We start from the raw sequence: 21,707 nt of genomic DNA, 5'->3' as shown, positions 1-21,707 counted from the left end.
CATCGGTAGATCAAACCGCTATACGTTAGCATATTTAGCCATTGATAAAAAACAAAAAAGGCAGCGTTGCTGCTGCCTTTTTATTTTTTTAACTTAAAAATCAACGGACTGTTAATCACTTGCGCTGCTGATTTTTTAAATAATCCTGAATGCTCATTGGCGTTGGACGCGGGCTGGACACTGCAGGAGCTGGCTGTATTGGCATGCCATTCGTTCCATCCGCCTGCTGACGCTGAATTGCAGGAACATCATCTTCATCAGCCGCACTCTGCGCCGCAGACTGCTGGCGGACTGCCTGTACGCTCGGGCGTTTCACAGGTTCCGCAGAATCTGCAGAGTTGCGGGTTAAGCCTGTCGCAATAACCGTCACACTGATTTCATCACGCGCATCCGGATCAAACACTGTGCCGTAGAACACTTGACCTTCATCCAAATCGACAATCTGGTTCACGACATCGGTAATTTCTTCAATTTCACCGAAAGTGACATCATCGCCGCCTGTCACGTTAATCAGGATGCCTTTAGCATTCATGATCGTCACGTTATCCAGCAATGGGCTGCGGATCGCTTGTTCAGCGGCTTGGCGCGCACGGTTTTCACCGCGGCCGCTGCCCGCGCCCATCATCGCATAGCCGCGCGTGCTCATTGCCGTTTTCAAATCGGCAAAGTCAAGGTTGATATGGCCGGGACGAACCACCAAATCAAAAATACTGCGCACCGCATTCAACAAAACATCATCCGCTTTTTTATAAGCGTCTTTCATTGAAATGTCGCGGAATACTTTCAGCAAACGCTGGTTGGGAATGATAATCAGCGAGTCCACATGCTGCTCTAAAGCTTCAATGCCCTTCTCTGCAGACTGCTGACGGCGCTTGCCTTCAAAGTTGAACGGCGTAGTGACCACGCCAACGGTCAGAATGCCCATTTCTTTGGCAATTTCAGCAACCACTGGCGCTGCGCCTGTGCCTGTGCCCCCCCCCATGCCGGCAGTCACAAACACCATGTCTGTGCCTTCCAAGTGCTGACGGATCAGCTCACGGCTTTCTTCAGCGGCCGCCTGACCGACTTGCGGGTTTGCGCCGGCACCCAAACCGCGCGTGCCTTGCTCGCCCAGCTGGATTTTAAATTGCGCATTCATGCGGTCCAGCGCTTGCTTGTCTGTATTTGCACAGACAAATTTTACACCCTGAATATCTGATTCCAGCATGTGCTGCACAGCGTTTCCGCCTGCACCGCCTACACCGAATACAGTGAAACGGGCTTGACCAATGCTGTCGCTTTGATCGTCTTCTAAAAATTCAAATGAGGCCATGACCTGTAAAATTCCTAATCTTAATCGGCAGTCACATCAGCCCGTATACTGCCTTGATCTTAATAAAATTGTTTTTAGAATGCGGTTCCAGCCTGAGCTTGTCAAGTTCAAGCGATATTCCGTACAACTTCCCAACAATATTCCCAAAAATTTCCACCTAAAAGATGGATTTCAATGTTTCATTCAAGCCTGACCATGCGCGCTTGACCCGCTGCGCCATTGACAGCGGCTCAGAATCATCCTGCTCTACAATGGTATCTTGCGTATCACTTTGGCTGAACATCAGCAAACCCGCCGCCGTTGCATATTGCGAACGGCGCAGCGCAGCCTGATTCTGGTCTTCCGCGTGCACCTGCACCGGCGGATTGCCCAAATGCGCAGACACACCCAGTGCTTTCCGCGCAAAGCTCACCATGCCTTCAATTTGCCCTGCATCGCCCGTCAGCACAACGCCATGGTATAAACCATGAATCGCGCCATTGCGCTCCAGCACATCACGCACCAAGCCCAGGATTTCATCGTAGCGGGCAATAATGATTTCAGTCAGCTCAATGCGGCTGATCGTTTGAGGACCATCAATGCCTTGGAACTGAATCATATGATCTGGCTTAACCACTTTCAGGTCGACACAGCCATACAGCAGCTTAATGCGTTCGGCTTCTTCTGTCGTGGTTTGCAGCACCGCTGCGATATCCCGGGTGACATGCTCACCGCCGCGCTGCAACGTATGCGTCATCGCCAAGCGGCCATCTAAATATACCGCAACATTCGTGGTGCCTGCACCGATATCCAGCAAGCAGACGCCATATTCGCGCTCATCTTTCAGCAGGCTGGCTTCCGCTGTCGCCAAACTGGAAATTACCATGCGCTCCACACCAATATTGGCGCCTTTCAATGCACGATCCAGGTTCTGCATGGTGCTGATCGGCAGCATCATCAAATGATAGTGCCCTGTCATGCTGTGCGCTGACATGCGGATCGGGTTCAATACCCATTCCGGCGCATCATCCAGTTCAAAACCCAGCGGCACAGCGCTGACCAGGTAATGATCTGATGTTAAATGGCTGGCTTTGGCCAGCTCTAATGCACGCACCACTTCATTGGTTGTTATCGTATGGTCCGTATTTTCTACAGGCGTGCGCCCAGAGGCATAAAAACTTTTCAACTCAGCGCTAGGGATGGAAATCCAGGCAGAATGCACACGGCACTCCGCCATATCTTCCGCTTCCTGCACTGCATTTTTAATTGCGGTAATAACCTTATCGAGACTGACAATTTTGCCTTTATTCATGCCTCGGTTACGAGCGGTCGCCATGCCAATCACCTGGATATTATCCGGCGCATGAACTTTACCAATCAAAACTGAAACTTTATGTGTCCCAATGTCAATCGCAACAACCGAGGGAACAGCTTCATTCATTATTTACTACTACCATTCACATGTGTGTTTAATTTATGGCGCGAAGCCTCTGCGTATACGTATAAGCCAAACATTATGGCTTTACGGCTATTCCGTCCGCAATGCCTGTGTCATTAATCGTTACAACAAAGCGGCCATTTGCTATTTTCGGCGGCGCAGCGTTTTTCCACTGAATTGCCAAACCGTTGCGATAGCGTAAGTCGATTGCTGAGATATTAGACCATACCGGCTTTAAATCTGCAGTTGCCAGATGACTCAAGCGTTGAAGCTTACTCATGGTTTGATCCTGATCGACAATAATGCGCAGGCCAGAATCAAACTGCATAAACCAAGTCATGCGTTCTGTTAAATATAATTCTTTTAATCGAATGCCGACTGGAAGGAATAACTGGTTAATTTCATTGTAGCGGCGCATCATCATTTTTGAATGCGTCACAGGCCCATGCAGCAGCGGCAAATTCTGATAATTCCGCGGCGTCACTTCCGTGAACACATCGCCGCTGTCGCTCAGCAGCCGCCCTGTTCCCCAACGCGCGATTGCATTGCGCGGCATCACGCGCACACGAATGGCATTTGGCCAGGCGCGGGATACAACAACACGATCTATCCACGACATCTCCAAGGCGCGATCGCGTATGGTTTTCAAATCTGAGGTGAAATAATTTTCCGTCACCATCGGCGCAACATGCGTCAGCACCTGCCGGCGCTCTGCATCAGAACGGGCGCCCACCACATCCAGCGATGCGACTTGCGCATCTGTCATCACTTTGTACAGCCCGAAAATCCCTGCCGCCAGCACGGCTGCCGCCACCAGCATCAAAAGCCAGCCGCCCGCATTCGCAAGCTTCTCTTTACGGGTCGGAGGCTTGTCGTGAATCGAGGTGACTGCAGCCCGCTTGCGGCGCATTGATGCAGGGAGTTGAGCCATGTCTTAGTGAACCGCACCATTCAGTGTCTGCTCTAAAATAGCCACACACAATTGATCAAAATCCAAACCTACAGCTTTGGCCGCTTTCGGCACTAAAGAATGGCTGGTCATGCCCGGTACGGTGTTGACTTCCAGCAGCCAGAAATTGCCATTTTCATCCTGCATGGCGTCAATTCGGCCCCAGCCGCTGGCGCCGACTGCCTGGAATGCGCGCAGGCATAAAGCCTGCAGGCGCTTTTCTTCATCTTCAGTCAAACCGCATGGAATGCCGTACTGCACGTCATTGCGGTTGTATTTTGCTTCATAGTCATAGAACGCCACATCTTTCGGCGGCTCTAAACGGATCACCGGCAATGCCTGGCCGTTCAGAATTACAATGGTAAATTCACGGCCCGTGATCCATTTTTCAGCCATCACCACAGCATCATGCACTGCCGCTTTCGCAATGGCTTCAGCAAAATCTTCAATTTTTTCAACTTTGCTCATGCCGATGCTTGAGCCTTCATGCACAGGCTTAATGATGAACGGCAGGCCAATGCTGCCGACAATTTCGTTTAAATCTGAATCTTTGCTGACAATACGGTAAGGCGCAGTCGGCAATTCTGAACCTTGCCAGACTTGCTTGGTTTTCACCTTATCCATGCCGATTGCAGAGCCTTGAACACCCGTGCCCGTATACGGAATATTCAGCCACTCCAGCACGCCTTGAATTTGACCGTCTTCACCGCCGCGGCCATGCAGCACAATGAATGCGCGGTCATAGCCGACCAGTTCCGTGACACTGCGCTCTTGCGGGTCAAAGCCTTCCGCGTCAACCCCGGAGCGGACCAATGCCTCAAGTACTGCTGTACCGCTATCTAGAGAAACCCCACGCTCAGCGGATTTACCACCAAGCAACACGGCAACTTTGCCGAACTTTGAAGCATTTGACACGTTTATATCCTTAAACTTTAAACTGGTCGATCAAATCAAAAATCACATCCAAACGGGATGCTTATTTTAAATATAGGCTGTTTTGAGCCAGCTCGATAGAGATAGCTCCCACATTACCTGCGCCCTGCGTTAATAACAAGTCACCCGGCTGCAGCACTTTTTTCATCACATTCTGAAGATTGCCTTCTACCGGGTCTATCAGAGTCGGCTCAACTTCGCCGCGCAGGCGGATGCTGCGCGCCAGCGCACGGCTGTCAGCGCCAACTATCGGCTTCTCACCTGCAGAATAAACTTCCAGCAGCAGCAATTGATCAACTTGTGACAATACATCAACAAAATCATCAAAACAGTCGCGGGTGCGGCTGAAACGGTGCGGCTGGAACAGCATCACCAAACGGCGGTCAGGATGACTGGCGCGGGCCGCTTTGATGGTCGCTTCCACTTCCTTCGGATGGTGGCCATAGTCGTCTACCAGCTTCACATCACCATCTTCAAGCGCAAATTGACCTTGCACCTGAAAACGGCGCCCTACACCGCTGAAGCCTTCCAAAGCGCGTGAAATCGCGGCATCTGAAACCCCTTCATCCGTTGCAATGCCGATCGCCGCCAGTGAGTTCAGAATGTTGTGCGCGCCCGGCATATTGATGGTGACTCGCAATGGCTCACGGTCTTTGCGCAATACGGTAAAGTGTGACTGCATGCCCTCATGTTCAACATCCACTGCGCGGATATCATTATCTTCATTAAAACCGTAAGTCAGCAGCGGACGGCCAATGCGCGGCATAATTTCACGGATATTAGCATCATCACCGCAAACCACCGCCAAGCCATAGAACGGAAGCTTTTGCAGAAACTGCACAAAAGTATCCTTCAATACATCGAAGCTGCCGCCATAGGTATCCATATGGTCCGCATCGATATTGGTCACAACCGCAGCCATGGGCTGCAGGTGCAGGAACGAGGCATCTGACTCATCAGCTTCCGCAACAATAAAGCGGCTTGCACCCAAGGCAGCATTGACGCCTGTACGGTTCAGCAAACCGCCAATCACATAGGTGGGATCAAGATTTTCTTCCGCCAGCATGCATGTTACAAGGCTGGTCGTTGTGGTTTTGCCGTGTGTGCCGGCCACTGCAATCCCATGGCGGTAGCGCATCAATTCGCCCAGCATTTCTGCACGGCGCACAACAGGCACGCGGGTTTCAATGGCGGCTTTGATTTCAGGATTTTCTGGATCAATGGCAGTCGACACCACCAAAACGCTGGCGCCTTGAATATTTTCAGCCGCATGTCCGATATAGACCTGAATGCCGTTTTCTTCCAGCTGAGCCGTCGTTTTTGATGCCTTGATGTCTGAACCCGATACTTTATAGCCTTGGTTCTTCAAGACTTCTGCAATACCGCACATGCCGGCGCCGCCAATCCCCACAAAATGAATGTGTTTGATGCGACGCATTTCTGGCACTTTAATTAACTTTTTCGCTTGCTCAGCAGGAGTTGAAGGAGACATAAATTACTCGGTTTACAATTCTTGAATTAAACGAACCACATGCTGTGCTGCATCTGGCTGTGCCTGCCGGCGCGCTTTCACCGCCATTTCCTGTAACAGCTGGCGGTTCATCAGCGGCTGCAGCAGCGCTGTTAAGCTTTCTGGCGTCATTTCCGCTTGCGGGCAAATTTTCGCAGCCTGAATATCCGCCAGGAATTTGGCATTTGCAGTCTGGTGATCATCCACTGCGCTAGGCAATGGAACAAAAACCGCTGCCAGGCCTGCAGTCGCAATTTCCGTGACGGTCAGCGCGCCTGCACGGCAAATAATTAAATCAGCATCGGAATAGGCTTGCGCCATATCTTCAATAAATGGCGCAACTTCCGCTTTCAGCGTATCCGGCGCATCGGCATAGCGCGCTTGAGTGGCTTCCGCATTGTTTTGACCGCATTGATGAAAGACATTCAGCGGCACATTCAGCTGTTTCAAGGCTTCTGGAACACATTCATTCAATGCGCGCGCGCCTAAGGAACCGCCGACAATTAAAATCCGCAGCGGCTGGCCCGCTTTTTCACGTTCTTGATAGCGCCAAGACGGGTTTAAAATTTCGGTAATTTCTTTACGTACAGGGTTGCCCGTAGTGACCACTTTCTGCTGTGCAGGAAAAGTATGCGGAAAGGCTTCACAGACTGTTTTTGCAATCCGCGACAGCTGCGTATTGGTAAAACCTGCAATCGCATTCTGTTCATGAATCAGCACCGGAATGCCTAAAGCGCGGGCAGCCAGGCCGCCAGGGCCTGCGACATAGCCGCCAAAGCCGGCAACAGCATCAACGTTCAGCTGCTTCATATAGCGCATGGCGCTAAGCGTAGCTTTTAAAATTTTAAAAGGCGCCAATATTTTGCGCACCATGCCATTGCCGCGCACGCCTTGAATATCAATTTGATAAATTGGAAGATTATGATTTTTAAGCAGCCGGTTTTCCATGCCTGTTGGCGTTGCGAGCCAAGAAACTTCACAGCCTTGTTGTTGCAACTCTTTGGCAACAGCGAGCGCTGGAAAGACGTGACCACCGGTTCCGGCAGCCATCATCATAACATGTTTCGGCTTTACTTGCGTTACTTCGGTCACTGTCTAATTCTTCAATTCTAAAAAGAGGCTAAGGATATTCGATTTTAAGCAAACAATTGTAATCACAAACGCATGACCGCGAAAGGTAATTTACTTTTTTTCAACAGGCGTATGATTGTTTTTTTCTACTATTTTAAAAGTTTAAACTAGTTTTATTATTAATCTATGAGAATTGAAAAAAAATCAGACAATTTTTCACTTTAATTGCATTCACTTACAGTTCTTGGAGTTTTTAAACTCCCCTCTCCCTATATTATAAAAAAAAGAGCCCTTTAAGGGCTCTTTTAAATCTAGTGCAAAATTAAGCTTTTAAACCTGCTTCAAGGACATCAAATAAATCATCCGCAATGGACGTGCCGAATTGCGCATCGATTTCACGCACGCAGGTTGGGCTGGTGACATTAATTTCCGTCACGTAATTGCCAATCACATCCAAACCGACAAACACCAGTCCTTTTTCACGCAGGAATGGCCCGACTTTGGCCGCAATGGCTTTATCATTATCAGTCAATGGGCGCGCTTCGCCTAGGCCGCCTGCTGCCAGGTTGCCGCGCACTTCGCCATTTTGCGGAATACGCGCCAGGCAGTACGGCACAGGCTCGCCATTCACCATCAAAATCCGCTTATCGCCTTCCACAATTTCTGGAATGTAGCGCTGCGCCATAATCGGCCGTGTCCCATTATCGGTCAGCATTTCAATGGTTGAGCCAATATTGATGCCGTCCTGATATAAGCGGAAAATGCCCGTTCCGCCCATGCCGTCAAGCGGTTTGACAATGACATCAACATGTTCTTTCAGAAACTCACGAATCAAACTGTCTTGCGATGTCACCAAAGTCGGAACCTGCAGCTCTGGAAACTGCGTCGCAAAGAGTTTTTCGTTGCAGTCACGCAGGCTTTGCGGCTTGTTGATAATCCATGCGCCTTCGCGCTCCGCCTGTTCCAAAATGTAGGTGGTGTAAACGAAGTTCATGTCAAACGGCGGATCTTTACGCATTAAAACCACATCGTAGTCTGCAATCGATTCCTTTTTCTTATCGCCTAATTCGTAATAGTGGTTGTAATCCTCAAAGACTTTTAACGGCGCAATTAAGCCAAAGGCTTTGCCTTGATCAATATATAAATCTTGCTGCAATGCATAGCCCAACTCATGGCCGCGGCGTGCAGCTGCCCACAGCATGGCCATTGAGGTATCTTTTTTCAGGTTTACATTTTCGATGGGATCCATCACAACAAGTACACGCATCTGGAACGCTCATATAAATTTGATTGCTGAAAAGTATAGCGGAGATTAGTGCTGATGTTTTCTGATTTTTTGTGATGCTTATCTTTGAATCAGGCTTGGATAAGCGGCTTATTTAAAGACTGTATTGTATTTATTTTAAAAACTTTGCTGTATTTTAAGCACGAATAAATGAAAAAAAAATGTATAAAAATGCCAAATCATCATCGAACATTTAAATCTGGGGTCATGGCCGGTGTACTGGGAAGCTGCGCCTTTGTCGGCTTAGGCTTTGCTGGAACACTTGGCTTTGAGAAATATCAAAATCATCAAGTGTTAAAGCATATTGAACAGCAAAAACAACTATTCGTTTCGCAAGTGAATCAGCTGTATTTGTCACACACTCAGGAGAGTTCACAGCAAGTGATGCAGCTGCTGCGCCAGTCTTCACAGATTCAAAAAGAAGTCGTTGCCAACTTGGACACAAAAGACGGTATTGTGTTTCGTTTTGAGCAAGTGCAGCTGTCTGCCGAGCTGCAGAACCATGACAGCATCCCTGCTTCACTGGCGGGTCATCATCTGTACTTTCAGCCGCAAATCAATGCGGGACAGCCCATCACAACATGGCAATGTTTCTCAGACTTAGCCGACAAAGTTCGTCCAAAAGACTGTTTATATCGACAAGAAGCGCCTGATCGCTCCGACCTGTTAAGGGCCGCCCTGCTGTCTTCTGTGACGGCTCACCGTCAGCAACGACAAAATTCGAGGTATACGCCACCAATCCAAAATGATTGCACCAAATTTAAGACTCAACTCCCTGCTCAATTTGATGTATTTGCTACAGGCGCTTACTCAGGCAAGGAAACCAATTATCAAATTGACGATAGCGGCCATCAGGCGACCGAAATGGACATCCAAGTTCAGCACAACCGTCCTGTGGTGTTGATTTTAGGTGCCTATGAGCCGACCATTTGGAAAATTAAATGGGAAAGCAACACCAAAATCGTTGGTGTCATTGCAACGGGCTATCACGCACAGCGTGTGATTGGCCTGCCAAAATCCATCCCTGTTTTAGAAAGCTCTTATAAAAATTCGCAGTGCGGCTACAGCTATGTATCGGATGACAATGCCGCAGAAATGAATCAGCTTTCGCAGCGCATTTTGCAACGTGATATTCAAGCGGTTGTGATTGCTCAAAATGGGCGCGCCAATATCGGCAATATCAGTGCAGATACGCAGCTGAGTTCATCACATGAACGTTCCATCAAAGACGTGATTGATCCAAATGCACCTTTGGCTGGCCCAGCTGGCATACAGGATGCAGTATCGAAGGGTTTGCTTCGCCCTGCCACGCGTGCAGATATAGATGCATGGAAAGCATCCTATAATAAAGCGCGCAGCATTCATACCCCGCCTGTGGTCGGCGGATCACCTTCCTCGGGTACAGGCATGGACTATGTGCATTTTGACAGCGCCTATGTCGTTTTAAGAGAAATGACCATTCCTGCGGGTTTATACGGCGCTCATTCGGTGACCTTCTTTGTGCCGCAAGGTGTACCGCGGCCGAAGGGAAATCCGGGACATTCCACCATTTATGAAATGAAGTCCGGCAATTGCTATGGTTCTAGCCCAGATTGTTCAAGATTATAATTTTGAAAACCATTATGCTGATGATATGGGCTTAATGCCCTTTCATCTCGTATGATCTTTTTATAGGGATTGGCTATGCAGCAAGCCATTATTGATTTTGCTTTGGATGATGAAAATCACTGGTACGCGATTTTATCCTGCGGCCACACGCAGCATGTGCGGCATGATCCGCCTTGGCAGAACCGGCCTTGGGTTTTGACGGAGCATGGGCGAAAAGCCAAATTAGGAGTGATGCTGGAGTGCAAGAAATGTGAAACGCGCAGTTTGCTATAGAACGGTTTATAGGAGAAGGCCGCTTTTTCAACTCCGAATAAAATTACATTTTATTTCAAACAATAAAGAGTGAATAAGAAACATCACAGATCATCCCGTTATAATGTGTCTTAAATAATATGTTTAAGCAATGCTGCCTCATCAAAACTAAAATGAATGCAAGCCTTAGGCAAGGAGGCCATCAATGCCGCACCTGATACAGCCCATGCGCCTAAATCCGCTACTCCATACTCTCATGGCTGCCAGCATGTGTACGGCAGTGCATGCAAATACGCCTCCTGCCGCACTGCATACACCGAACAATACGGTTTATCCCAGGATTGATCACCATTTAGGTGAGCGCCTGCATCCCAATGAAGCCGTCAAAGCGGAAGAAATTGCAGACATCATTGCAGCATCCATTCGGAAACAATATTCCTCAGGCTTAGCCCTGCGGGATGCGCATCCTAAGGCGCATGGCTGTGTCCGCGCTGAATTCAAAATCAATGAAACACTGCCGAAAAATCTGGCCCAAGGGGTATTTGTTCCAGGAAAAACCTATCACGCATGGATTCGTTTCTCGAACGGATCTCGTGACGCAACACAGGCAGACATCAAAAGCGATGCCCGAGGCATGGCCATCAAACTATTAAGCGTGCCTGGAAAAAAGCTTTTGCCAGATGAAGCATCTACACAAGATTTCATTATGATTAATCATCCCGTTTTTTTTGTGAATGATCCCGATCGGTATATCTCGTTCATGCAGGATATCAATGGCAGTGGAGTTTTAAAAAAACTTCATATTCCTTTTGCCTTAGGGATAAAAGGCACTTGGATTGCCTTCAATTCCAGGAGCAAAATTTCAAATCCGCTGCAAACACGATACTGGTCGATGGTGCCCTATCAGTTAGGGACAGACCCTGACCGGCAGGCCGTCAAATATTCTGCCCGGGCCTGCTCCGCGCTTACAACGCCTATGCCGCATGCACCTCACCCTAATTTCCTCAGAGAAGCAATGCGCAGTGATTTGCAAAAAGCGGATAGCTGTATGGAGTTTCTAGTACAGCCTAGAACCTCAAATGCCATGTCTATTGAAGACTCCATGACCGAATGGAAAGAAAGCCAAGCGCCTTTTTACACAGTGGCGACCATTCGCATTCCTCAGCAAATTTTTGATACCCCTGAGCAAAATAAATTTTGTGAAAATCTTTCGTTTAGCCCTTGGCATGCACGGCTGGAACATCAACCGCTTGGCGCAATAAACCGTATGCGTAAAGTCATTTACGACCGCATCAGCCAAGTAAGGCATGAAATGAATTCCACCAGTCGATCAGAACCGCATTAATGCGCATTGCCCTTCATTTTCACGCATAAAAAAACCCCGACATCCTGTCGGGGTTTTTCGTATTTGATGCTTCGGTATAACTCCTGTCGTACCTGACTCATCCCTGTGCTGATCTTTATTGTTATTCTTTGGAGCATCCTGCTCTCTATGTCCTCATCATAAGCAATTACTATGGTATGGAGTAGACGCAAAGCGCTTGAATCCATGTACGCCAGGGCGTACGAAACTGACTATTTTTCACCCCAAAATTTAAATGTTTTTTGATCACACTTATTGGCTAAAAGTCACAAATTCGCTTAATAAAAAGCCGACTTGTTTCCAAGTCAGCTTTTGGGTATTTTTTGAGATTATGAAAAATAATTAAATTATTGATTTATATGGTTTTGTTTTGGTTAATTTCGTATAATGCCCATTATATTAAATAGCGTTAGATTTTTCATTTTTTACAACATAGAAACTACTAAAAATAATGAATATTGCTTGAAGAACAACCCATCCAAGAACAGAAAAATTTAAGCACTTAGTGATCGAATCATAAATAATTTCTTTATAGGATGCTGTTTCCAGCATACCCAATAATATTAATTCTATTACGATTAAAAAAAATGCCAAGCTAGAATAAATGTATTTATTTTTTATGAAAATTAATACTACAGAGAAAACTATGGATACCAATCCACACATTCCTAACATGGATGGATCATTGGCAGAAACACCATTTAATTCCTTAAAATAAGTGACAGAATTCATTGATATATATTCATATATACATAAATCCTGTCCAAATTTATCTATGGTATACCCTGCTATACCTGACAAAAATAAAGCGAGTACCGCTAACGGCCTAATCATATTTTATAAACTCAATCGTAAAGATGGGTCGAATTTCCACGTTTCAACTTGTCGCTCAGGATCAGCCCTGCAAGTGCCCTCACAACCGTCAGGTATAGCAATAACATCACCTCCTAAAGCAAGCTTTATTGCTTCCTGCCATTTCCATGAACGTGCATAAACTGCTGTACTCAAACGAGCTTTTGGAATCTCTCCTTTTATCCAACTATTAAGAGCTTTTTCCCCTGCATTGTAAAAAACAGTTGATTCTTGAAGTGTTAACTTTCTTCCTAGAATTTTTCCACCTCGGATTACATTTTTAGCGACTAAGTCCATAGCAATGGTTGCATCTGTGCAAATAACAACAAATACTTCATCAAGCCAATTGGGGTTACGTTTATCAATCTTCATTAAGTCAGCAGCTAAACCAACTTGCATCTCTCCAAAGCCATAACTGTTGTGAGGAAAAATTTCTCCTAAATTACGATAAAAGGATAGAAGATTTTTTCTGTAAGCCCAAACTCCATGCATTTTTTCTTCAAATACAATGGATGCAATAATTTGAGGATCTATGCTATTTTTACTTCCCGCGGTTTTAATTTCATTTCTAAGGTATGCGACCATTCTTAATCCTTCAGGTACAGGGTAAGTTGTAGGCGTAATTCTGTGTTGAATTTTATATTTATCTTCTTCTTTCGTTTTATTTTGGAAAAGTTTTAGGTCATGTTCAGTAATTATTGGACTAGAACCTTGTTCTTTTGTATAAGCCTTACCATGAATTGGAACATTTGAATTGTATTCCGTGCCCGAAGGAAGGAATATTTTAAAAGAAACTGTTGATTTTGTAGGATCTTCATTTTTTTTTAAATTATAATAAACCTCAGCTCCCAAACCATTAGCTTGTATGGGAAGCTTGCTTGTAATTCCAACTCGTCCACTACTTGTGACAAATGTAGCTATAAAGCTGAATTTATCAAAATTTAAAACATTCTTACTTTCTTTAATTTTTAATCTTGCGTAAGATTTGACATGGTTCTTCTTCTTCATATGTATATTTATCAATTAGATGAAAACTAATATTTTCTTCTTTTTCTGTATAAATTGGTGATGTATACCCCTTATCATCTGTAATACCTTCAATCATTTTTCCTGATTCAGTTACAGCAAAGTATGCTTTGTTTTTATGAGGAATATTTTCACCATCAGTAAGCTGTACACTCAAATTAAATAAACCATTCTGGAATACTGGCAATATAGGAATATGGCTCACAACTTGTTCACCTGATTTAAATTGATGTTGACCTGCTTTTACTTCAAATTTTCCACCCATAGGGTTCAACCTTTTTAATAATTTTTATTTTATGGTTTGATTATACAATTCTATTCTTTGAAAACTCCATCACAATATGACATTGACCGTTGCCATAAATCTCAATGATTACATTATTCTTACCGGTGATCATCGGCTGACTATAGAGTGCGAACCGTTTACAGGCTTGCCTGCAAGAACAGTGGTGGATGACTATAAGAAAATTAAGTATTGGGAATATGGCGCAATTACTGTTTCAGGTGATGTTTTACTGATGTATTACTTTCATGAAGTATTAGAGATTTATGCGAAACAGAACAATTGGGATTTTTTACAGGTAGCTCAAGTAGCAAGAGCTATGTATTTAAGTGCTGGTAAACCTGTACAGCATGCAACAGGAACAGCCTTTTTTTCTCTATTTACGTTAGGAAAAGTAGAAGTTATTCATCTATCAATTCAAAAAAATTATATTGAATATGAAGTAATTAATCCTATGTATGCACATTTTTCTCTTTTTGAAGGAACGCCTGACGACCCGATTTATCAATTATTTGTAAATTCTTTGAGAAAAGCAGGAAATTTCTTAAATTTTGAGGATTTTTATAATTATCACACGGAGTTATTAAAATTTTTTTATACAACACAAAAGCGTATAGATAACTCTATAACATCATCCTTTGATTTATTTATTCAAGATAAAAAAACTGGGCAAGGTTTTATAAGAACTATAAGCAATTGATTGTTAGTTTTTCTAAAATTAACATAATACGCGCCATACGAAATATTTTAAATTATTTATTTAATTCATAACCTTACATTAAATCAAAAACCTAAAATAATTATCTTTGGCTTTTTTTAATAATTCTTCACGCTCCACGCCTATTAGTCAACGACTGATCCACATTTTTCATTAGTTTGATTCAATCATTGTGCTTTCAACAAATCATAAAAAAGGCAGCTATTGCTGCCTTTTTTATCACTAAAAAATTAAATGCCGTATTTCACACGGTACGCTTCCATTTTCGCCAAAGCTTCAGTTTTGCCTTTAGCATCTAAGAAAGTCATCAAATCTTTCATGGTAATTAACGCATGCACAGGAATTTCTAATTCTTTTTGCACTTCCTGAATCGCGGACAAAGTACCCTGCCCCTTTTCCTGACGGTCCAGCGCCACCAGAACACCTGCGATTTGCGCGCCGGCATTTTTCAGAATCGACACGACTTCACGGATGGCTGTACCCGCCGTAATCACATCATCAATAATCCAGACTTTTTTGCCCGCAACCGACGCGCCAACCAATACACCGCCTTCGCCGTGATCTTTAGCTTCTTTGCGGTTAAAGCCCCATGGCACACTTACGCCATGATTTTGCGATAAAGCCACGGCAGCCGCTGCGACAAATGGAATGCCTTTGTATGCAGGGCCAAAAATAACGTCTACGTTATCGCATTCTGTTAATTTTGCTGCATAGCCCGAAGCCAGCAATGATAAAGCTTCGCCGTCATTCAGCAGGCCCGCATTGAAAAAATAAGGACTCACGCGGCCCGATTTTAAAGTAAACTCACCAAATTTAAGCACACCGCGTGATAAGGCGAGTTCGATAAAAGCCTGTGGGTTAAATGCCGCTTGCGCTGTCATGGGGTGCTCCATTTTTCTAAGTTGAGGTTAAACCTGAGCATGATACCAAAGACTAGCTATCCAAGTGATCAAAAAATTCTAAGAGTGGTTTCAATTAACGTCAACGGCTTACGCTCTTCTGTGACCAAAGGCTTGCTGGAATGGCTGGAACAGTCTGATGCCGACGTGATCTGCATGCAGGAAAGCCGCATTACTCATGCGCAGTGGACGGATAAATTCAAACCGGAAGGCTGGCATACCCACCTGTTCCCTGCAGAACGCGCAGGGTATGCGGGCACCGCCATCTACAGCCGCTTGCCTTTCCTTTCCGTGACTGACGGTTTGGGTTTTGAACTGGCCGATTCGCAAGGGCGTTTCATTGCTGCTGAATTTGATTTAGGTCTCGAAAAATCGGTACACATCTGCTCGCTGTACCTGCCGTCCGGCTCTTCAGGCGATGAGGCGCAGGCGCGCAAAGATCACTTCTTGGAAGAATATGCAAAAATTCTGAAGCAATGGCGCGATGAGGATAAATCCATCATCGTTTGCGGCGACTACAACATTGTGCACAAGCGCATCGATATTAAAAACTGGTCCGGCAACCAGAAGTCTTCCGGCTGCCTGCCGCACGAACGCGCATGGCTGGATCATATTTATGATGATTTGGGCTATGTCGATACCTTCCGTGAAGTGCGCAAAGAAGCTGAGCTGTACTCGTGGTGGTCCAACCGCGGGCAGGCGCGCGCAAAAAACGTGGGCTGGCGTATTGATTACCACGCCTGCTCACCGGACTGGAAAGACCGCACCGTCAATGCCTGGGTGTTTAAGGATGAATGGTTCAGCGATCACGCGCCCGTGATTATCGACTATAAACTTTAAATCTTCTGTCCAATTCAGTAAACAAGTGTTTACTGAATTAACGACGATTTCGCACAAGCCCTGCCGTTTTAGCAGATTTTACTGACATTCAATTCAGTGCATTATTGTCGCACGGCACAGGGACTTGTCAGGATGACACGAAGGGATAGGACGCCGTAGGAAGAAAGCAAAAATAAGCTCATGATTGGGTTTATTTTTCAAGGATGTGACAATGGACGTTGTACTGAGACCCGCATGATCAGGATGATTAAATGCGGGTTTTCTCTTTTCCGGCCCCTGCATTCTCAATCTTCCGCTCAGTAAAGATCCGCACAGCTTTTTTTGTTTATCCTTTTCATTTTGATCTTCTGCGCTGTGCATTCAATGCGCTTCGTCTCATTTTACAGTTTTGTTATTATCATGCGGGGGATTCCCCTGCCATGCTCTTGGATTATTGTTCTTAAAGCATAGTCTAAAGCCTCTACATGTCCATTTCATGACAGCCTTTCCGTCCGCGCTATCCATTTTTAAATCATGAAAAGGCGGATGCAGAAGATAGAGCTTTCCGGCATTTTTGGTTAATCTGTGGGGCATTGCATGATTTATTTTTTAGGATGTATCCCAATGCTTAAGATTTACGGCATCAAAAACTGCAGCGCCATGAAAAAAGCCTTCGACCTGCTGAATGAATTGGGGCTCGCCTATGAATTTCATGACTATAAAAAGCAGGCGGTTGATGCGGCAACCGTCAAAGCGTGGCTGGATGCCAAAGGCGCAGACCTTATTTTAAATAAGAAAGGCACCACATGGAAAAAGCTGAATGAGGCCGAACAGCAGGCAGCCCTTGCCAGTGAGGCAAATTTGATTGAAACCTTGACTGCGCACAGCAGCATGATTAAACGTCCTGTGCTGCAGACAGAACAAGGCCTGATTGTCGGTTTTGATGAACAAGCCTACCGCAATTTAAAATAAGCCTTGTTTTATCCTTAGTCACAAGCCATTAAAAAACCAGCTGTAAAAAGCTGGTTTTTTTTATGGCTATTCAGAGCCTGAGCCGCCTTTTGGCTCAGCGCCCTAGGCGGGCATCAAAGCACGGCCGCTATCAGTTTGCGCGAATCCAGGTTTGGTTGCGCCCAAGCACAGCTACCCCAATGAATCCGCGAAGCTCAAGCTTTTTGCCGCCGTCTGCAATCTGGCCTTTCAGGCGGTAAGTTTTACCTGATTGCGGATCTAAAATCGTGCCGTCTTCATAGCTGCCGCCGCCGGCATTTTTCAAGCCGCTGACAATACGCAAGCCTTTCAGAGACTTGTTATGGTACGGGCCTTCGCATTTTGTGCAGGCATTTTCTTCACCTTTGGTCAAAATGTTTTGAATGCTGGCAGTCAATGTTCCATTCTTTTGTTCAGTAAATTTCACAATGGCTTTCGGCTGCTTGGTTTTATCGTCAATCGTTTTCCAAGATGTGCCATTTAAAGGGTCTGCAGCGTTTGCAAATACAGTTAACCCGAGCAATCCCAATGCTAGCGCAATTTTTTTCATTTTTGTTTATTTCCCTGGTCTGGTATAGACAGCTTAATTATTAAAAACTCACAACAAATTTGCAATTTTTGAATGTGACCATTTAGTGTAACCTTGTAACTTGTGTTGGTAAATAAGCAAACACTGGCCAAAAAAGATAAAAAGATGGAAACAATATGAAAATATCCCCGCTGACTAAACAATTATTTACAGAACGCTTTCTCAAGACGGCGATCCGCGCGCCAAGCCAGTTGAACTTACCGCCCAGCACAATGCGTTTTACGCTGGAGCAGCTTTGCCGGATCATTCCGCAAAATCCGGATATCCGCATCCGCCCGCTGCGCCTGGCAGGCCTCCGCGCCGAAGAACTCAAACCGCAAAATGAATCCACCCAGCTGATTTTCCATATTCACGGCGGCGCTTTTTTCCTGGGCTCCATGAATACCCACCGCGCGTTCTTGACCCAAGTGGCGGCGCGCACGCAGATGCAGGTGCTGCATCTGGATTATCCGCTGTCTCCGGAGCATCAGTATCCTGAAGCGCTGGAGGCGCTGTTTGATGTGTATTGCCAGCTGCTGGATCAAGGCATACAGGCTAAAGATATCATCCTGTCGGGCGATTCCTGCGGCGCCAATCTGGCTTTGGCGCTGGCGCTTCGGATCCAGAAAGACGCGTTGCCGCAAGTCAGCGGGCTGATTTTAATGTCGCCGTTTTTGGATTTAACCTTAAGCAGCGAGTCGCTGCGCTTTAACCGCAAGCATGATGCCCTGCTGAGTATTGAAGCGCTGGAAGCTGGCATTGACTATTATCTGCCGAAATCAGTCGACCGCGCAGATCCCTGTGTTTCGCCATTTTTTGCAGAGTTGGCTGGATTGCCGCCGATCCATGTGCAAGCGGGTTCTAAAGAAATTTTGCTGGATGATGCGCAGCGCTTTAAAGATAAAGCGGATGAGGCCGGTGTAGATGTTGAATTTAAAATTTACACAGGCATGTGGCACAACTTTCAGATGTTCAGCGCATGGTTTGAAGAGGGCCAGCGCGCTTTGGCCGATCTGTCGGACTTTGCCCACCGCCTAGACCGCGATTAAGCCAGCTGCTGGCTGAAGAGCTGGGCGGCCTGACAAAAAAATGGTCAGCCGAAGCTGACCATACAAATGCTGAATCCATTGAAGGGAGAGGCTTCAGCCGAGGAAATACGTTAAATTGCCTGAATTTTAGTCATTGCATCCGCCATGGCTTTGTCTTTGAGCTCCGCCCCCATGTTGACCCCTTCTGCACGGATAATTTCCACATCATTGACGCCAGTAAAGCCAAATACCGTTTTCAGCATGCCTTCCTGAAAATCAACGGGGCTGTTTTCCCCATAGACACCGCCGCGGCTGCTGGCGATATAGGCTTTTTTACCGCCCGCTAAACCCACAGGGCCATTTTCAGTATATTTAAATGTTTTGCCTGCCACACTGATGCGGTCAATCCATGCTTTCAGCGCGGAAGACAAGCCAAAGTTATACATGGCAGCGCCGACCACAACGACATCCGCATCTAAATACTGCTGAATAATCTGTTCGCCCAAAGCCGCCTGTTCTGCATCTTTACCCATCAGGATTTCAGCAGTTAAATGCGCAATCGGCTGCTGCGCCAAATCTAAATAATCCACTTGCGCATCTGCATGCTTTTCTTTCAGCTGCGCAACAATGGCTTGGCTCAGCTGGCGGGATACAGAAGCATCACCCATGATGCTGGAATCGATATGCAGAACTTTCATGATTAACCCTGTTTCTTAAATTTCTTGATTAAGTGCAGTTTACAAAAAATCATGAATGAGATAATCATCAGTATTAAGACACACCGTCTCATATTTAGAACAATTATTGATTTTTGCCCTCACGACTGGAGAGTAAAAAATAATCATCACCAACACCGGTAAAGCATGCTATTTTAGAATTAAATAATCCTATCTGTATAAACTTAAAGAAAAAAATATAATTAATATAAAGGCGAATGCACGCGTATGAAGATACCTCCGCCCAAAGGCCAAGCCCTCTCGAAGCAGAAAATTAGGAAATATATGCTCGAAGGCGAAGTCATTATGAACTGGAATATCCTCAAAAAATGCGTATTGATGCTTTTTTTAGGAGCGGCGGTTCATCTGACATGGATCATCTGGAAATCCTTTGTCTTGCTCACGCCGAGTGTTTGGCAATGGGTGAATGTTCCGCTCGTTCAGCTGCAACTTAGCTTGAACAGCATTTTTTTCATCCTGCTGCTGATGCTGATCTGGCCCTGCTATGCTTGGCAGCACAAACGCTGGGTCAAGCTGACCCTGCCCTACTTATCAGTCGGGCTGTTTGTTATTTCCCTTTGCCGGGACGGCTATCTGATTGGCGTGCTCAGCCCCGCCACCATGATTTCCTACGTCAGCCTGGTCGCAGTGGGCCTCGTGCTTCTGCCGCGCGTGATTGTATACAGCGCATTCATACCGGCTACATTATATTTAATCGGCAGCGCTTACCTCAGCTATACCGGCAGCTTAAGTTATGGCCCGCTGTTTCAAATCAGTGACCATTATTACAGCAATCATTTTTGGCTGCTGTCGATGCTGTTTTTTATCGCGCCCATCTTATGCACTTGCCTAATCCTGTTTGAAGTTCTGCTGAGCCAGTGGCGGCACCGCGAACACTTGATTCAGCAGCTGAGCCAAATGGATCCGCTGACCAATTTATTCAACCGCCGCAGCATCAATCAGTGCCTTGATCAGTTAAATCATCCTGTGCATGAAAATTATGCGCTGGTGCTGCTGGATCTGGATCATTTTAAGCATATCAATGATCAGTACGGACATCATAAAGGCGATGAAGCCTTGGTAAAAGTGAGCGCAATCCTGAGCCAGCTTTTACGCGGCACAGATGTTGTTGGACGGTTTGGCGGGGAAGAGTTTATCTTAATCCTGCATCACTCCAGCTTAGAGCAGGCGCAGCAGATTGCTGAACGCTGCCGCTCCGCGATTGAACAGATTGAACTGTTTTCAGATGAAGGGCAGCGCATTCAAATTACCGCCAGTTTTGGCATAGCCATTGCGGCAGCGGAATCGCGCCCGCAGCAGCTGCTCAGCCAGGCGGATAAAGCGCTGTACCAGGCCAAAGCCAGCGGACGGAATGCAGTTAAAATTTATTTTGCAGCGTCTGAGCCGGCGGTATAAAGAACCCGATTAACGATCGGCTTCCAAATACCCGATCCGCATCGGTTCAGCCACTGCGCTTTGCACCCATTGCTGAACAGCAGGATACGCCATCATCAGCGCCATATAGCGCTGCGCTGAATCACTGACCGGCAGCCCATAAGTTTTCAAACGCATCACGACTGGCGCATAAAAAGCGTCTGCAATTGAAAATGCCCCGCACAGAAAGCGGTCTAAACTTGGACGCGATGTCCAAATCTGCTCGATGCGCGCCACATCTTTGCACAGGCCTTCATCCTCCGCCCACAACTTTGCGCCTAATGCCTTTAAATCTGCACGGATATTCATTCCGCACTGGCTGCGCAAACACATGAATCCGCTATGCATTTCGGCCGAAATACAGCGCGCGCGGATCCGTAAAGCCAAGTCTGCTGGCCACAGCGGCAACTGAGGGAATTTTTCCGCCAAGTATTCGCAAATGGCCAGAGAATCCCAGATCATCTGGCCGTCATCAAGCAAAACCGGCACTTTGCCATTCGGATTGATGCTCAGCACTTTTTGCTTAAATTCGCCGCCATGCGGCTGCGCAGAAAACGCGATCATGACCTCTTCAAACGGCAAGTCAAACGCTTTCAGCACCAGCCAAGGGCGCATGGACCAGCTGGAATAATTTTTATTGGCGATGAGCAGCTGCATCATAATACTCCTGACGG

Annotated in this window: 22 protein-coding genes; 8 read left to right on the top strand and 14 right to left on the bottom strand. The window is 46.2% G+C overall.

Going from position 1 to position 21,707, the window contains the following annotated elements:
- Positions 1-115 precede the first annotated feature (115 nt).
- From ftsZ to gshB, 7 genes are all read right to left on the bottom strand, one after another.
- The gene (ftsZ, locus tag F941_RS00730; protein ID WP_005006733.1) at positions 116-1,312 is read right to left on the bottom strand and encodes a cell division protein FtsZ; all 1,197 of its coding nucleotides are present in this window, start codon (positions 1,310-1,312) and stop codon (positions 116-118) included.
- Between the two features lie 157 nt (positions 1,313-1,469).
- On the bottom strand, positions 1,470-2,732 hold the full coding sequence (gene ftsA / locus F941_RS00725) for a cell division protein FtsA (protein WP_005006731.1): 1,263 nt from the start codon (positions 2,730-2,732) through the stop codon (positions 1,470-1,472).
- 73 nt (positions 2,733-2,805) lie between these two features.
- Complete coding sequence (locus F941_RS00720) at positions 2,806-3,660, bottom strand: cell division protein FtsQ/DivIB (RefSeq protein ID WP_005006730.1); 855 nt, start codon at positions 3,658-3,660, stop codon at positions 2,806-2,808.
- Between the two features lie 3 nt (positions 3,661-3,663).
- The gene (locus tag F941_RS00715; RefSeq protein ID WP_005006723.1) at positions 3,664-4,593 is read right to left on the bottom strand and encodes a D-alanine--D-alanine ligase; all 930 of its coding nucleotides are present in this window, start codon (positions 4,591-4,593) and stop codon (positions 3,664-3,666) included.
- A 61-nt stretch (positions 4,594-4,654) separates the two neighbouring features.
- Entirely contained in the window at positions 4,655-6,103 is a 1,449-nt protein-coding gene (gene murC, locus F941_RS00710) for a UDP-N-acetylmuramate--L-alanine ligase (protein WP_005006721.1), read from the bottom strand.
- A gap of 12 nt (positions 6,104-6,115) precedes the next feature.
- Positions 6,116-7,213 (bottom strand): undecaprenyldiphospho-muramoylpentapeptide beta-N-acetylglucosaminyltransferase, encoded by a 1,098-nt coding sequence (gene murG / locus F941_RS00705; RefSeq protein ID WP_005006719.1) that lies wholly within the window; start codon positions 7,211-7,213, stop codon positions 6,116-6,118.
- Positions 7,214-7,514: 301 nt separating this feature from the next.
- Positions 7,515-8,459, bottom strand: a complete 945-nt coding sequence (gshB, locus tag F941_RS00700; RefSeq protein WP_005006718.1) for a glutathione synthase — start codon at positions 8,457-8,459, stop codon at positions 7,515-7,517.
- A gap of 189 nt (positions 8,460-8,648) precedes the next feature.
- Between gshB and F941_RS00695 the strand changes: the two genes are divergently transcribed.
- From F941_RS00695 to F941_RS00685, 3 genes are all read left to right on the top strand, one after another.
- On the top strand, positions 8,649-10,085 hold the full coding sequence (locus tag F941_RS00695) for a hypothetical protein (protein ID WP_154649268.1): 1,437 nt from the start codon (positions 8,649-8,651) through the stop codon (positions 10,083-10,085).
- A 75-nt stretch (positions 10,086-10,160) separates the two neighbouring features.
- Positions 10,161-10,358, top strand: coding sequence for a DUF3565 domain-containing protein (locus F941_RS00690; protein ID WP_005006714.1), 198 nt, complete (start codon positions 10,161-10,163; stop codon positions 10,356-10,358).
- 184 nt (positions 10,359-10,542) lie between these two features.
- Positions 10,543-11,682 (top strand): catalase family protein, encoded by a 1,140-nt coding sequence (locus tag F941_RS00685; protein ID WP_005006711.1) that lies wholly within the window; start codon positions 10,543-10,545, stop codon positions 11,680-11,682.
- Between the two features lie 417 nt (positions 11,683-12,099).
- Here the strand turns inward: F941_RS00685 and F941_RS00675 are convergent, their stop codons facing one another.
- From F941_RS00675 to F941_RS00665, 3 genes are read right to left on the bottom strand one after another with little or no spacing between them, the layout of a single operon-like run.
- On the bottom strand, positions 12,100-12,534 hold the full coding sequence (locus F941_RS00675; protein WP_005006707.1) for a hypothetical protein: 435 nt from the start codon (positions 12,532-12,534) through the stop codon (positions 12,100-12,102).
- Between the two features lie 3 nt (positions 12,535-12,537).
- The gene (locus tag F941_RS00670) at positions 12,538-13,560 is read right to left on the bottom strand and encodes a hypothetical protein (protein ID WP_005006705.1); all 1,023 of its coding nucleotides are present in this window, start codon (positions 13,558-13,560) and stop codon (positions 12,538-12,540) included.
- Entirely contained in the window at positions 13,514-13,843 is a 330-nt protein-coding gene (locus F941_RS00665) for a hypothetical protein (protein ID WP_005006703.1), read from the bottom strand. The genes F941_RS00670 and F941_RS00665 overlap by 47 nt, the downstream gene beginning before the upstream one ends.
- 76 nt (positions 13,844-13,919) lie before the next feature.
- On the opposite strand from F941_RS00665, the gene F941_RS00660 reads away from it, so the two are divergent.
- Complete coding sequence (locus F941_RS00660) at positions 13,920-14,561, top strand: hypothetical protein (RefSeq protein ID WP_005006701.1); 642 nt, start codon at positions 13,920-13,922, stop codon at positions 14,559-14,561.
- Positions 14,562-14,809: 248 nt separating this feature from the next.
- Here the strand turns inward: F941_RS00660 and pyrE are convergent, their stop codons facing one another.
- On the bottom strand, positions 14,810-15,460 hold the full coding sequence (gene pyrE / locus F941_RS00655; protein WP_005006699.1) for an orotate phosphoribosyltransferase: 651 nt from the start codon (positions 15,458-15,460) through the stop codon (positions 14,810-14,812).
- A 39-nt stretch (positions 15,461-15,499) separates the two neighbouring features.
- Here pyrE and F941_RS00650 point away from each other — a divergent pair, with 39 nt between their 5' ends.
- A complete protein-coding gene (locus F941_RS00650) occupies positions 15,500-16,318 on the top strand; it encodes an exodeoxyribonuclease III (RefSeq protein WP_005006697.1) in 819 nt (272 codons plus the stop codon).
- A 603-nt stretch (positions 16,319-16,921) separates the two neighbouring features.
- Positions 16,922-17,269 (top strand): Spx/MgsR family RNA polymerase-binding regulatory protein, encoded by a 348-nt coding sequence (locus F941_RS00640; protein ID WP_005006695.1) that lies wholly within the window; start codon positions 16,922-16,924, stop codon positions 17,267-17,269.
- A gap of 130 nt (positions 17,270-17,399) precedes the next feature.
- Here the strand turns inward: F941_RS00640 and F941_RS00635 are convergent, their stop codons facing one another.
- Entirely contained in the window at positions 17,400-17,837 is a 438-nt protein-coding gene (locus F941_RS00635; RefSeq protein ID WP_005006692.1) for a DUF2147 domain-containing protein, read from the bottom strand.
- 155 nt (positions 17,838-17,992) lie between these two features.
- Between F941_RS00635 and F941_RS00630 the strand changes: the two genes are divergently transcribed.
- Positions 17,993-18,904, top strand: a complete 912-nt coding sequence (locus F941_RS00630) for an alpha/beta hydrolase (RefSeq protein WP_005006690.1) — start codon at positions 17,993-17,995, stop codon at positions 18,902-18,904.
- A 110-nt stretch (positions 18,905-19,014) separates the two neighbouring features.
- On the opposite strand, the gene F941_RS00625 is transcribed toward F941_RS00630, so the two are convergent.
- Positions 19,015-19,581, bottom strand: coding sequence for an FMN-dependent NADH-azoreductase (locus F941_RS00625; protein ID WP_005006688.1), 567 nt, complete (start codon positions 19,579-19,581; stop codon positions 19,015-19,017).
- Positions 19,582-19,827: 246 nt separating this feature from the next.
- Here F941_RS00625 and F941_RS00620 point away from each other — a divergent pair, with 246 nt between their 5' ends.
- Entirely contained in the window at positions 19,828-21,015 is a 1,188-nt protein-coding gene (locus F941_RS00620; RefSeq protein WP_026253448.1) for a GGDEF domain-containing protein, read from the top strand.
- 9 nt (positions 21,016-21,024) lie between these two features.
- Here F941_RS00620 and F941_RS00615 read toward each other — a convergent pair whose 3' ends face one another.
- Positions 21,025-21,693 (bottom strand): glutathione S-transferase family protein, encoded by a 669-nt coding sequence (locus F941_RS00615; RefSeq protein ID WP_026253449.1) that lies wholly within the window; start codon positions 21,691-21,693, stop codon positions 21,025-21,027.
- Positions 21,694-21,707 lie beyond the last annotated feature (14 nt).

It is taken from the genome of Acinetobacter bouvetii DSM 14964 = CIP 107468 (genome assembly GCF_000368865.1).
GTDB classification, from domain to species: domain Bacteria; phylum Pseudomonadota; class Gammaproteobacteria; order Pseudomonadales; family Moraxellaceae; genus Acinetobacter; species Acinetobacter bouvetii.
The sequence above is the reverse complement of the archived record's forward strand: the minus strand, read 5'-3'. Positions and strand labels throughout refer to the sequence as shown.